The 13080-nt window shown below is 70.1% G+C and carries 10 protein-coding genes; 8 read left to right on the forward strand and 2 right to left on the reverse strand.

The genetic code is table 11. The features are described 5' to 3' along the window. Positions 1–22: 22 nt before the first annotated feature. Together gcvPB and gcvPA are read right to left on the reverse strand one after the other, a co-directional pair. Positions 23–1603: an aminomethyl-transferring glycine dehydrogenase subunit GcvPB gene (gcvPB, locus tag ABH926_RS28495; protein WP_370368897.1), complete on the reverse strand. Its 1581-nt coding sequence runs from the start codon at positions 1601–1603 to the stop codon at positions 23–25. Continuing rightward, entirely contained in the window at positions 1600–2946 is a 1347-nt protein-coding gene (gcvPA, locus tag ABH926_RS28500; RefSeq protein ID WP_370368898.1) for an aminomethyl-transferring glycine dehydrogenase subunit GcvPA, read from the reverse strand. Before gcvPA ends, gcvPB begins: the two co-directional genes overlap by 4 nt. Before the next feature lie 92 nt (positions 2947–3038). On the opposite strand from gcvPA, the gene ABH926_RS28505 reads away from it, so the two are divergent. The 8 genes from ABH926_RS28505 to ABH926_RS28540 all read left to right on the forward strand — a co-directional run bounded on the left by ABH926_RS28505 (position 3039) and on the right by ABH926_RS28540 (position 13022). Beyond that, positions 3039–4367, forward strand: a complete 1329-nt coding sequence (locus tag ABH926_RS28505; protein ID WP_370368899.1) for a sugar ABC transporter substrate-binding protein — start codon at positions 3039–3041, stop codon at positions 4365–4367. Positions 4368–4371: 4 nt separating this feature from the next. Further along, positions 4372–5334, forward strand: coding sequence for a carbohydrate ABC transporter permease (locus tag ABH926_RS28510; protein ID WP_370368900.1), 963 nt, complete (start codon positions 4372–4374; stop codon positions 5332–5334). Continuing rightward, positions 5331–6161: a carbohydrate ABC transporter permease gene (locus ABH926_RS28515; protein WP_370368901.1), complete on the forward strand. Its 831-nt coding sequence runs from the start codon at positions 5331–5333 to the stop codon at positions 6159–6161. Before ABH926_RS28510 ends, ABH926_RS28515 begins: the two co-directional genes overlap by 4 nt. Further along, positions 6158–8239 carry a beta-galactosidase gene (locus ABH926_RS28520; RefSeq protein WP_370368902.1) on the forward strand — a complete coding sequence of 694 codons (2082 nt, stop codon included), beginning with the start codon at positions 6158–6160 and terminating at the stop codon, positions 8237–8239. The genes ABH926_RS28515 and ABH926_RS28520 overlap by 4 nt, the downstream gene beginning before the upstream one ends. A 2-nt stretch (positions 8240–8241) precedes the next feature. Next, complete coding sequence (locus ABH926_RS28525; RefSeq protein WP_370368903.1) at positions 8242–10413, forward strand: trehalase family glycosidase; 2172 nt, start codon at positions 8242–8244, stop codon at positions 10411–10413. A gap of 193 nt (positions 10414–10606) precedes the next feature. Further along, a complete protein-coding gene (gene trxA / locus ABH926_RS28530) occupies positions 10607–11020 on the forward strand; it encodes a thioredoxin (RefSeq protein WP_370368904.1) in 414 nt (137 codons plus the stop codon). Next, positions 11020–11658 (forward strand): class I SAM-dependent methyltransferase, encoded by a 639-nt coding sequence (locus ABH926_RS28535; protein ID WP_370368905.1) that lies wholly within the window; start codon positions 11020–11022, stop codon positions 11656–11658. Before trxA ends, ABH926_RS28535 begins: the two co-directional genes overlap by 1 nt. A gap of 431 nt (positions 11659–12089) precedes the next feature. Further along, positions 12090–13022: a helix-turn-helix domain-containing protein gene (locus ABH926_RS28540; RefSeq protein ID WP_370368906.1), complete on the forward strand. Its 933-nt coding sequence runs from the start codon at positions 12090–12092 to the stop codon at positions 13020–13022. Positions 13023–13080 lie beyond the last annotated feature (58 nt).

Consider the following 13080-nt stretch of genomic DNA (forward strand, 5'->3'; position numbering starts at 1 on the left):
CGTGCCGGATGTGATCGACGGTTCACGCCGCACCCCCCACCTTCCGCCGATAAGCCCGCCACGTCACCGCCCACGTCCCCGGGTCCTCCAGCGAAGCGTCCCGCATCTGATGGATCGGCCCGTTGTGCGGCGCCGTGCGCACCACCTCAGGGTCCTCATAAGCCTCGCGCGCCACCGCCGCCAGGATCGCCGCGTACTCGTCCAGGTCCGCCTGCGAGTAGGACTCCGTCGGCTCCAGCGTCATCGGCTCCGGCACCAGGTACGGGTGGTGGCTCGTCCAGTAGTGCGTGCCGAAGTCCGAGACCCGGTACCCGATCTGCTCCGAGTGGACGCCGGTGTCCGCGTTCAGCTTCTCCCAGCTGTACCGGGCCTGCTCCACCCGCCGCCGCCCGCGCGCGTAGGGCAGCGACACCCCCTCGATCTCCAACACCTTCGAGATCAGGTAGTTGTTGTTCAGCACCGATGTCTCGGCGACCGCCCGCAGACCCTCCGCGCCGAGCGCCATGATCCAGGCGTAGGCCCGCACCAGGTTCGGGACCACACCGTAGAACGGCCGGATCTTGCCGATCGACTCCGGCCGGTCGTCGTCCAGCCGGTACCGGGCGCCGTCGAACTCGATCGTCGGCCGGGGCAGGAAGGGCGCCAGGGCCGAGGTCACCGCGGACGCGCCCGCCGCCGGGCCGCCGCACATGTGCGGCGTGGAGAACGTCTTGTGCAGGTTGAAGTGGCACAGGTCGAACCCGGCGTCGCGGGCCCGGGTGATCCCCAGGATCCCGTTGGCGTTGGCCTGGTCGTAGCAGCACAGCCCGCCGACGCCGTGCACCAGCCGCACGAACTCCTCGATCCGCGGGTTGAAGATCCCCGTGTCCTCGGGGTTCGTGATCAGCAGCGCGGCGGTACGCGGCCCGACCGCGGCCCGCAGCGCCTCGATGTCCGGGTACCCGTCTGCGTCCGGCATCAGGGTGATGACCTTGTAGCCGGCGGTCTTCGGCGCTGCGGCGTTCGTGGGGTGCGAGAACTGCGTCGTGATGATCTCGTCGCGCTGCTCACCCTCGCCGCGCGCGGCGTGGTACGCCCGGATCATCGACACGTTCGTGTAGATCGCCGAGGACCCGGACCCGGGCTGCAACGACACCCGGTCCATCCCGGATATCTCCTTCAGCAGCCCTTCCAGCCGGTACAGGATCTCCAGCACGCCCTGCACCGTTCCCTCGTCCTGCAACGGATGCAGCTCGGCGATCCGCGGATCCCGGACGAAGGAGTCGTTCACCTTCGGGCTGTACTTCATCGTGCACGTGCCCTGCCCGATGTCGACGTTCAGGTCGACGCCCAGCGTCTCCTGCGAGAGCCGCATGTAGTGCCGCAGCACGTGCGGCTGCGACATCTCCGGCAGCGCCGGCGCGGCGGCCCGCGCGAGCCCGGCGGGCAGCGTGGGCACCGGAAGGTCCGTGATGGGGACCTCCACACCCCGCTCCCCGGGGCTGTCCAGCTCGAAGATCAGCGGCTCGTCCCACCGGGCCTGGTGGAACCGCCGCAGCCGAGGCTTGGGTGCGATCCGCGCGTCGGCGGGCGAAACAGGGGTGTGCGGCGACGGCGCGCTCACTTGGCGATCTCCTCAAGAACGGCGGCGAGGCGGTCGATGTCCTCGCGGGTGTGAATCTCGGTCACGCAGAACAGCGCGTCGGTCTCGGACAGCACCTTGCCGCCCTGGATGCCCTGCTCCAGAAGCAGGGCGTTGACCTCCGACGCCGTGCGCGACCCGGTGAAGCGGACCACGAAGTCGGCGAACGACACCAACCCCGATCCGGCGTTCGGCACCGAGACGGACGGCACCGCCGCCAGCCGTTCCTGTGCGTAGGCCGTCAACGCGAGGATCGTCTCCCCGATCTCCCGCATCCCGCGCGGTCCCATCAACGCGAGGTAGACGCCGGCCATGATCCCGTTCAGGGCGGCCGCGGTCCCGACCCACTCCTTGCCCTGCTCGCGCAGCGCGAACGACGTCCGGTCGTAGTACACGTCGCCGAACCCGTACTCGCCCTCCACCACCGTCGGCACCACGCCGAACAGCCGTGACGGGAATTCCCGCACCAGACGCTGCTCGTCCCGCGTGGCGATGAACCCGGCGGCACCGCCGCCGAAGCTCATGCGGATGCCCAGCGGCTGGATGTCGCCGCAGACGATGTCCGCGCCGTAGGACGCCGGGGAGGCGACCACGCCCAGCGAGATCGGATTGCAGCCGACCACGAACAGCGCCCCGACCGCATGCGCGCGCTCGGCCAGCAGCGGCAGCGCCGGATCCAGCACACCGTGGTAGTTCGGGGCCTCGATGTAGACGGCGGCGACGTCGGCGCCGACCACCAGGTCGGCGGCCTGCCAGCCGTCGTGGGAGCCGTCCAGGACCTCGACGTCGTGGTCGGGGCGGACGAAGTCCTCGAGCTTCGACAGCTTGTCCGGGTCGACCGGCCCGACGATCAGCAGCCGCCGGCGGCGGGTGGCGCGGCCGGCCATGCGCAGCGCGGTGCCCGCGGCCTGGAAGCCGTCGTAGGTCGGGACGTTGACGACGTCCAGCTCCAGCAGTTCGCCCATCAGGGACTGGTACTCCCACAGCGCCTGGAAGCGGCCGTGGTCCTCGTACGGCTCGCCGGCGTAGGCGGTCAGGAACTCGCTGCGGTTGCCGACCTCCTCCACCACCGCCGGGACGTGGTGCCGGTAGCAGCCGGCGCCCAGGAAGCTGAGCTCGGCCGGCTTGTTGCGGGACAGCAGACGGTCCATGTGCCGGACCAGTTCGGCTTCCGAGCGCAGCGGCGCCGGCAGGTCCAGGGGGCGGTGCAGCCGGATCGCGTCGGGGATGTCGGCGTAGAACTCCTCGACACTCGACGCGCCGATCGCCGCCAGCATCCGGGCTCTGATCTCGGGGTCGCTGTTGGGGATGTACGGGTGGCCCACAGGTTGCCTCGCTCTTACCTCTTGACGGATGGCCGTCATACAGTGTGCTGTATACAGCATTCAGTATTGCGGCAAGGGAGGGCACGGTGTCAATGTCAATGCGGACAAGTCGGCGTTCGGTGCTGCGGGCGGGCGTCGGGGCCCTCGCGGTCGCGGTGACCGGCGGATGCGCGACCGGCGGCGGGAAGAAGACGCCCGCGCCGACGGTCAAGACCGGGGCGCAAGCCCAGGTCGGCGGAAGCATCACGGTCTGGTCCTGGGACGTGGCGGCCAAGGCCCTCAAGCGCCTGGCCCCGGCCTTCGAGCAGCAGCACCCGGGTGTGAAGGTGAACGTGGTCGACATCGGCTACGACAACGCCTACGACAAGATCACCGTCGGTCTGAAGTCGGGCGCCGGACTCCCGGACGTCCTCCAGGTCGAAGGACCGAAGATGCAGAGCTACATCGGCACCTTCCCCAGCGGCTTCTACGACCTGAGCACCCTGGCCGGCCCGCTGAAGTCCCAGTTCAACGCCGCCGCCTGGGCCACCGGCACCGACACCGCCGGCAAGGTCTACGCGCTCCCGTGGGACATCGGGCCCTGCGGCGTGTTCTACCGGATCGACATCTTCCAGCAGGCCGGCGTCGATCCGGCGTCGATCCAGACCTGGGACGACTACGTCGCGGCCGGTGTGCAGATCAAGGCCAAGACCGGCAAGAAGCTGCTGGTGATGGACCCCACCGGGGACAGCACGTTCCCGATGATGCTCCAGCAGGAGGGCCAGGGCTACTTCGTCGACGGCAAGATCGCGGTGGACACCCCGGCGGCCCTCAAGGCGATGGGCGTCCTGAAGGAGCTCAGCGACAAGGGCCTGGTCGACTTCGAGAAGGGCTGGGACGCGCTGGTCGCGGCCACCAAGGACGGCAAGGTCGCCACCACCCCGACCGCGGTCTGGTGGTCCGGCACCCTCACCGACGAGATGCCCGAGCTGAAGGGCAAGTTCGGCGCGATACCGCTGCCGGCCTTCACCGCCGGCGGCGTCCGCACCTCCAACAACGGCGGCTCCCTGCTGAACATCTCGGCGCAGAGCAAGAACTCGGCGACGGCCTGGGCCTTCATCCAGTTCTGTCTGGCGAACGCCGACAACCAGGTCTCGATGCTGAAGAACGAAGGCATCTTCCCCGCCTTCGAGCCGGCCCTCTCAGACCCCTACATCACCGGCCCCCAGGACTACTACGGCGGCCAGACCACCTTCAAGACCTTCGCCGACCTGGCCGAGGACATCGCCCCGGTGGAGTACACCGGGGACTACTCCAAGGCCGGCGACCTGGTCACCGACGCCACGAACTCGGTGCTGCAGGGCGGCAAGGACCCGAAGTCGGCACTGGACTCGGCCGCGCAGCAGATCGCCTCCGCGACCGGCCGGCAGATCGCGCAGTAGCACCATGGCCACCGCCACAGCCGCACCACAGCGCCGCCGCTCGCCGACCGAGCCCGCAACTAAGTGGGGAGTTCCCCACTTCCGGATCGTGCACTGGGCCTTCGCCGGCCCGGCAGCGGCCTTGTTCGTCTTCTTCTTCGCCTATCCCCTGGGCGCCAGCCTCTATCAGAGCTTCACCAGCGACGACGGCGGCGTTCAGACGTGGGCCGGCCTGGCCCAGTACCGCCGCATGCTGCACGACCCGGTCTTCTGGAAGTCGCTGTGGAACACCGGCCTGCTCCTGGTCTTCCAGGTCCCGCTGATGATCGGGCTGGCGCTGGTCCTGGCCTGCGTGCTGAACCAGTCCTGGCTGCGCTTCAAGGGGACCTGGCGCATCGCCTTCTTCCTGCCGTCGGTGACGATGCTGGTCGCCTACGCCGTCGTCTTCCGCGTCCTGCTCAAGACCGACGGCGGCATGGTCAACCAGGCCCTGGGCTGGTTCGGGGTGAGCCCGGTGGACTGGCTGAACAACCCTGTGTGGGCACGGGTGGCCCTGATCGGCACCATCACCTGGCGCTGGACCGGCTACAACGCGGTGATTCTGCTGGCCGGGCTGCAAGCCATCCCCAAGGAGCAGTACGAGGCCGCCGCGATCGACGGCGCCGGCGCGGTGACCACGTTCCGCAAGGTCGTCATACCGCAGCTGCGGCCGGTGATCCTGTTCTGCTCCATCACCTCGACCATCGGCACGCTCCAGTTGTTCGACGAGAACTTCGTCCTCACCAAGGGCGGGCCGGACAACGCCACCATGACCCCGGTCCTCTACCTCTACAAGGTCGGCTTCGACCAGATGGACTTCAGCTACGCCTCCGCCATCGCCTGGGCCGTGGTGCTGATCATCGGCGTGCTGTCCGTCATCCAGTTCAGGTTCTTCGGCCAGTCGGACAGAGCCGCGAGCACGGCCAGATCGGAAAGGAGGCGGGGATGACGCTCGATCCGAGGCTCCTGCGCCGCTGGGTCATCCTGCTGCTGCTGACGGTCGGCGCGCTGATCAGCATCCTGCCGTTCTACTGGATGGTGGTCGCCGCCACCCACAGCAACGACGAGCTCTTCCACTCCCCGCCGCCGTTCGTCCCCGGCGGGCACTTCATCAGCAACATCAAGGCCCTGGAACACTCGATCGGGTTCAGCCGGGTGATGCTGAACAGCGTCGGCATCGCCGTCGTCTACACCCTGGCCAGCGGCCTGATCTCGGCGATGGCCGGCTACGGCCTGGCCAAGTACCGGTTCCGGGGCCGCGGGCTGCTTCTCGGGCTGGTGCTGACCACCATGATGGTGCCGTTCCAGGTGCTGCTGGTCCCGCTGTTCCAGATGATGTCGAACCTGGGCTGGGTCAACAGCTACCAGGCGGTGATCGTGCCGTTCCTGGCCAACTCGTTCGGCATCTTCCTGATGCGCCAGGCCTTCCTGGACTTCCCCGACGAGCTGATCGAGTCGGCGCGCATCGACGGCTCCGGCGACATCCGGACCTTCTACCGGATCGTGCTCCCTGTGGTGAAGCCACAACTCGGGGCGCTGGCGATCTTCACCTTCATGAGCCAGTGGAACGCCTTCCTGTGGCCGCTGCTGATGCTGGACTCACAGGACAAATACACGGCACCGGTCGCGCTCTACACGTTGGTCGGCGGGACGCATGTGGACTATTCGGGCCTCATCCTCGGCAGTTTCCTGGCAACCCTGCCTCTGATGCTCATTTTCCTTATCTTCCAGAAGCAGTTCGTATCCGGCTTGTTGGGAGGAGCGGTCAAGGAATGATCACACGCGTAGAAGGTCTTTTGTATGGAGCGGACTACAACCCGGAGCAGTGGCCGGAGTCCGTCTGGACGCAGGACGTCAACCTGATGCGGGACGCCGGCGTCACGATGGTGACGCTCGGGGTGTTCTCCTGGGCCCGCCTGCAGCCCGCGGAGAACGAGTGGGACTTCGCCTGGCTGGACCGGCTGATGGACCTGTTCGACAGCCGCGGCATCGCGGTGGACCTGGCCACGGCCAGCGCCTCGCCGCCGGCCTGGTTCGTCCGCCGGTACCCGGAGACGCTGCCGGTCACGGCCGACGGCGTGCGCCTGGAGTTCGGCTCGCGGCAGCACTACTGCCCGTCGTCCCCGGTCTACCGCGAGGCGGCGACCAAGCTGGCCCGCGCGATCGCCGAGCGGTACGGCGAGCACCCGGCGCTGGCGCTGTGGCACATCCACAACGAGTACGGCGACCACGTCACCGAGTGCTTCTGCGACGTCTCGGCCGCGGACTTCCGCCGCTGGCTGCGCGAGCGCTACGGCGACGACATCGCGCAGCTGAACTTCGCCTGGGGCGCGGAGTTCTGGTCCCAGCGGTACTCGGACTTCGCGCAGATCGAGCCGCCGCGCAAGGCCCCCGGCCCGATCAATCCGGGACAACTGCTGGACTGGCGCCGGTTCAGCTCCGACGCCCTGCTGGCCTGCTTCCTCGCCGAGCGCTCGGTCCTGAAGGAGGTGACCCCGGAGATCCCGGTGACGACCAACTTCATGTCGATGATGAAGGACCTCGACTACTGGAAGTGGGCCGCGCACGAGGAAGTGGTCTCCGACGACGCCTACCCGGACCCGGCGGACTCCACCGCCCACGTCCAGGCCGCGATGAACTACGACCTGATGCGCTCGCTCGGCGGCGGCAAGCCCTGGCTGCTGATGGAGCAGGCGCCCTCGGCGGTGAGCTGGCGCGACGTGAACGTGCCCAAGACCCCGGAGCAGCGGCGGCTGTGGTCGTTGCAGACCGTCGCACGCGGCGCGGACGGCGTCATGCACTTCCAGTGGCGGGCCTCGCGCGCCGGCGCGGAGAAGTTCCACAGCGCCCTGCTCCCGCACGGCGGCACCCAGTCGCGGGGGTGGCGGGAGACGGTGCGGTTCGGCGAGGAACTGGCCAAGCTCGGGGAGGTCGCCGGGAGCCGGATCGAGAGCACGGTCGCGATCGTCCTGGACTGGAACTCGTGGTGGGCGCTGGAGGCGGAGGACCACCCCTCGGCGCGGGTGCGGCTCAAGGAGCAGATCCTGAGCTGGTACTCGGTGCTGCACCGGTGGAACCACGTGGTCGACTTCGTGCCGCCGGACGCGGATCTGAGCCCTTATAAGGTGGTGCTGGCACCGAACCTGTATTCGGTGAGCACCGAGAACGCTTCCCGGCTGTCCGACTACGTGTACGGCGGAGGGTACCTCGTCGTCGGCTACTTCAGCGGGATCGTCGACGAGCTCGACCACATCCATCAGGGTGTCGACGGATCCGGCGGCGGCTACCCCGGGCCGCTGAGGGAGGTGCTCGGGGTCACCGTGGACGAGTGGTGGCCGATCCCGGCCGGCCGCTCGGTGGAGGTCGCGTTCGTCGCCGACGAGGAGTCCACACAGGCGAAGAAGAAGCACCGCCACAGCTACAGCGCCGGTTATCACCGCACGCCCGTGGCATTGGGCTGGAGCGAGTGGCTCAGCACGACCACGGCCCGGGCCGTCGCGCACTACACCGACGGCGCGCTGAAGGGCCGTCCGGCGGTGGCCTGCAACGACTTCGGCGACGGCCGGGCCTGGTACGTCAGCTGCGATCTGGGCGGGGACATCGAGAAGGTCCTCGCCGAGGCCGTGCGCCCGGCCGTGGTGTGGCCGTCCCTGGCCTCGTCGCTGGCGTTCAGCGGGGTCGAGGTCGTCTGCCGCAGCTCGGAGTCGCACCACTACTACTTCCTTCTCAACCACGGCGACAAGCAGGTCGACCTGGGCTCGGCCGTGCCGTACAGCGCGGTGAACCTGCTGACCGGCAGTCGTCCCACCCATCTGGCCGCGCAGGGTGTCGCGGTCCTGAAGGTAGGAAGGTGATCATGTCCCGAACGCTTCGGGCCCTGGCCGGGCTGGCGCTCGGCGTGGGTCTCGTGCTGCCCGTAACGGCCGCTTCGGCCGCGCCGCCCAAACCCGACTCCCCGGCGTCCTTCGCCAACGTGCTGGACCTTCAGGGGGTGCCGAACGTGGCGCTGCCCGGGGATCCGGCGACCGACGTGAACCCGATCGGCGTGTTCGCCGACCGCGGTGCGTGGCACGCCTACGCCCTGCCGAAGGCCGGCGACACGTCCTCGTACGGGGCCTTCACCGGACCGCTGTACATCACGCAGGAATACCCGTGGTGGCTGAGCAAGGGAATCAGCCATCTGATGCTCTCGGAGAACGGCCGCGCCATCGACCTGGCCTCGGCGACGGACCCGGTGTTCACGTCGCTGCCGGGGATGTTGCAGCAGAGCTTCGACGTGGACGGCCTGCACGTGGTGATGCAACTGCGCTACGCGAGCGACCGGACGGCGCTGGTGCAGGCGTTCGTGGAGAACACCAGCGGCCGCGCCCGGCAGGTCGGCGCGGGCTGGACCGGCTCGCTGCTGCGCCCGGACACCGAGCCGATGAAGAGCGCGCCCTCGCTGCACGCGACGTCCACCGGCATCTCGGTGGGCTTCGCGAAGGTGCGGCAGACCTGGGACTACCTGACCGACGGGACCGAGAAGTTCCAGGTGGCGCACGCCGAGCCGGTGACCACCTCGGTGGCCGGCGACGCGTACACGACCGCGCTGGACGCCCCGCTGAAGCTGGGCCCGCACGGCCGGCAGACGCTGACCTGGACCGAGTCCTACACCTTCACCGGCACCGACTACGCCGCCGAGCAGCCGGTGATCGCCAGGACGCTGCGCTCCCCCGGCGCCGTCGTGGCGGCCGACGAGCAGCGCTGGCGCGGCTACGTGGCTTCCGCGGTCCGCGGCGTCCCGGCCGCGCGCCGTGCGCTGGCGGTGAAGTCGGTGGAGACGCTGACCACGAACTGGCGCAGCGCCGCCGGATCGTTGCGACACGACGGGATCACGCCGTCGATCTCCAACAAGTGGTTCAGCGGGTTCTGGGCCTGGGACACCTGGAAACAGGCGGTCGGCACGGCGGTCTTCGACCCGGCCCTGGCCGAGTCGCAGATCCGCTCGATGTTCGACTACCAGGTCACCAGCACCTCGGCGGACCGGCCCCAGGACGCCGGCATGATCCCGGACTGCATCTTCTACAACGATCCGGCGCAGGGCGGCGGCAACTGGAACGAGCGCAACTCCAAGCCGCCGCTGGCCGCGTGGGCGGTGTGGGCGGTGTACGAGCGCAGCGGGGACGTCAGCTTCCTGAAGGAGATGTACCCGAAGCTGGTGGCGTACCACGACTGGTGGTACCGGAACCGCGACCACAACAACGACGGCCTCGCGGAGTACGGCGCGACGGTCGACCCGCAGAACGTCACCGCGGAGGACAAGCGCCAGGCCGCGGCGTGGGAGAGCGGCATGGACGACGCGCCGCGCTTCGACGCCGCCCTCGGCGCCGGCGTGGTGGACAACACCGACGCGGCGGGGAACGTGGTCGGCTACTCGCTGACCCAGGATTCGGTGGACCTGAACTCCTACCTGGCCGCCGAGGACGGCATCCTCGCGCAGATGGCCGCGCGCCTGGGCCACCCCGCCGACGCCGCGCGCTATCAGGCTTCGGAGAAGCAGGTCGCGACGGCCGTGCAGCAGAAGATGTACGACCCGGCAACCGGCTGGTTCTACGACGCCTCCCTCACCACCGGCCAACCGCTGACGGCGCGCGGCCGGGGCATCGAGGGCGCGATCCCGCTGTGGGCGGGCATCGCGACCCCGGCGCAGGCGGCGGCGGTGCGGGCGAAGCTGGTGTCGCCGACCGAGTTCGACACGCGGCTGCCGTTCCCGACGGTCGCGGCGAGTTCGCCGTACTACGACCCGACGGGCTACTGGCGCGGCGCGGTGTGGCTGGACCAGGCGTACTTCGCCCTGGAGGGCCTGAAGCGCTACGGCTACACCGCGGACGCGACGGCGCTGGCGGCGAAGCTGCGCACCAACGCCGAGGGCATGATGGGCGACGGCCCGCTGATGGAGAACTACGACCCGGCGAACGGCTCGGCGATGAACTCGCGCGGGTTCAGCTGGTCGGCGTCGCTGCTGCTGGAGTTGGATCACCAGAGCTAGACGGTCCGGTCGTCGAGCCGCGGATTCCCACCTCGGGAGTCCGCGGCTCGGTGCTTTCGCGAGCGGGGCGTTCGCTGTGGCGAACGTGGCGTTTTCGGCGGCGGCGGCGCGCCGGAATACTCCCCGGCCCCCTCCGGTTATACCCTGCGGGGTATCCGACCGAGACCCCTTCGAGCAGCGAGGAGGCACGGCTGTGGCCGTCGTGGAACTGACCAAGGACACCTTCACCGAGACGATCGCCGGCGAGGGCATCAAGCTCGTGGACTTCTGGGCCGACTGGTGCGGACCGTGTCGGTCGTTCGCGCCGGTGTACAAGAAGGCCGCCGACAAGCATGAGGACATCGTGTTCGGCAAGGTCGACACCGAGGCCGAGCAGGAGTTGGCGATGGCGTTCGACATCCGGTCGATCCCCACGCTGATGATCGTGCGCGACGGCGTCACCCTCTACCAGCACCCGGGCGCGCTGCCTGAGGCGGCGCTGGAGGACCTGATCGCTCAGGCCCGCGCGCTGGACATGGACGAGGTGCGCAAGGCACTGGCCGAGCGGGCCGCCGAGGCTGAGGCCGCCAACACCGAGAGCACCGACGCCGAGAGCGCCACCGTCTGATGACCGCCGTCGAGGGCCGCGGACAGTGGGAGCGGTACTACGACCAGGCCCAGTCCGTGTGGGGCTGGGCTCCGAACCGCTTCGTGGCCGAGGTCCTCGGCCCGCTGCCGGCCGGCCGGGCGCTGGACCTGGGCGCCGGGGAGGGCCGCAACGCGCTGTGGCTGGCCGGCCTCGGCTGGCGCGCCACGGCCGTCGACTTCGCCGAGAACGCTTTGGCGCGCGGCCGGGCGCAGGCCGCCGAGCACGGCCTGGACGTCGAGTGGGTCCTGGCCGACGTGCTGGAGCACCGGCCCGAGCCCGGCGCCTACGACGCCGTCGTGGTCGCGTACCTGCACCTCGACGCCGAGCCGCTGGCCGCCGTGCTGCGCGGCGCGGCGAACGCCCTGGCGCCCGGCGGCACGCTGGTCGTCGTCGGCCACGACCTCACCAACATCGCCGACGGCGTCGGCGGCCCGCAGGACCCCGCGATCCTCTACACCCCCGACCGCGTGGTCGGTGCGCTGGAGCTCGTCGGCGACCTGAAGATCACCCGCGCCGAGCGCGTCCACCGGCAGACCGACCGCGCCCCGCAGCCGGCGATCGACACGCTGGTAGTGGCCCAGGCGGCAGAGTCGCGGGCCTCGGCGGGCGACAGCTAGTCCTCCACAACGCACAGCAGTGCGGCCGGCGCGGCGTCGGGTCCACCATCCGCAACCGCACCGACCGCACTGCCGGCTTGAAGGGCGCCACGCCGCCCCGGAACCGGGCGGACCGCGCCGTGTGCCCCCGCACACCAGGCACCGCCGCCTCGGGTTCCCATTTCAACACATTGACTACGGCACACTGCGGACGAGCGGCAGCGGCCGCGTGTCGACGAGCGCCGCCGTCCACGCGCCGCCCCCGTTTCCGCCCCATCGCAACCTCCCGCACGCGCCGTCTCGTCCTCCAGGAAACGGGGGCGGCACCGGCCGAGTCCACGCATTCGAACGGGTTCGAAGATGATCAGGATCCAGTTGGGCTCGGACGGCCTGGCCCGCTCGCGGTTCGCGCTGTCGCCGGTCGCCGGTCGCCGGTCGCCGAAACCATCAATATGCTGATAGCGGCGACGGCCGGCACCCTCCCGCCGGCGCTGCGCGCGCCGCTGCGCCAGACGTTCGCCACCCGCCGCCTGGACCTGCTGGCGGCGCTGGTCCGCGTGGACCGCGACGCCGGCCACTACATCCCCGACTTCCTCACGCCCCTGCCGCCCGGCTTCGAGAGCCGGACGGCCGAGGAGCTCCACGCCGTCGCCACCACGCCGACCTGGCGCATCGCCGGCGAGCTGAACGTCGCGGCCTGCGGCGAGCTGGCCAACACGGTGGGCCGCACGCTGCCCCGCGGCCTCATCGAGACCGACGAACAGCAGACGGCCGAGCGGCTGGCCACCGAGCTGGAGCAGGTCTGGCTGCACGTGCTGGCGCCGCGGTGGCCGCGCATCAGGGCCCGGTTGGAGGCCGACGTCGCCGACCGGCTCCAGACGGTCGGGAGACAGGGCTTCGCGGCGGCGATCGAATCGCTCGACCCGCGCATCGACTGGCACGACGGCGCGGTGCGGCTGCACGGCCGGTTCGAGGTCGAGGTCCGCGAGGCCGCCGTGACGTTCCTGCCCAGCGTGTTCATCACCGGCGCGGCGACGGTCATCGATCCGGTGCCGCAGCGGGCCGTCCCCGGCTACGACCCCGAGCAGCCGGGCCCGTGGCCGTATCCGCAGCGCCGCCCGCCGATGTTCGTCTACCCGGTGGCGCCCCGCAAGCCCGGCACGCCGGCTCAGGCGGCGCGCGAGGCCGAGCTCATCGGCCGGACCCGCGCCCGGATCCTGGCCGCCGTGGCGGACCCGGCGACGACCGGCGAGGTGGCGGGCCGACTCCGGCCGAGCCCGTCAACCGTGTCGTACCATGTGCAGATTCTGCACCGGGCCGGGTTGGTGCGGCGGACGCGGGACGTTCGCAGGGTCCTGTATCAGTCGACACGTGGTGCCGGATAACCGCCGAGGAGGACGGCAAACGCGGCGCTGGTGAGGGCAGGTGGAAACGCCGGCCGGC

Source organism: Catenulispora sp. GP43 (assembly GCF_041260665.1).
Lineage (GTDB): Bacteria > Actinomycetota > Actinomycetes > Streptomycetales > Catenulisporaceae > Catenulispora.

Coding starts and splice junctions, on each gene's coding strand:
- ABH926_RS28505 (WP_370368899.1), top strand. CDS start 3,039: ATGTCAATGCGGACAAGTCGGCGTTCGGTGCTGCGGGCGGGCGTCGGG.
- ABH926_RS28510 (WP_370368900.1), top strand. CDS start 4,372: ATGGCCACCGCCACAGCCGCACCACAGCGCCGCCGCTCGCCGACCGAG.
- ABH926_RS28515 (WP_370368901.1), top strand. CDS start 5,331: ATGACGCTCGATCCGAGGCTCCTGCGCCGCTGGGTCATCCTGCTGCTG.
- ABH926_RS28520 (WP_370368902.1), top strand. CDS start 6,158: ATGATCACACGCGTAGAAGGTCTTTTGTATGGAGCGGACTACAACCCG.
- ABH926_RS28525 (WP_370368903.1), top strand. CDS start 8,242: ATGTCCCGAACGCTTCGGGCCCTGGCCGGGCTGGCGCTCGGCGTGGGT.
- ABH926_RS28535 (WP_370368905.1), top strand. CDS start 11,020: ATGACCGCCGTCGAGGGCCGCGGACAGTGGGAGCGGTACTACGACCAG.
- ABH926_RS28540 (WP_370368906.1), top strand. CDS start 12,090: ATGCTGATAGCGGCGACGGCCGGCACCCTCCCGCCGGCGCTGCGCGCG.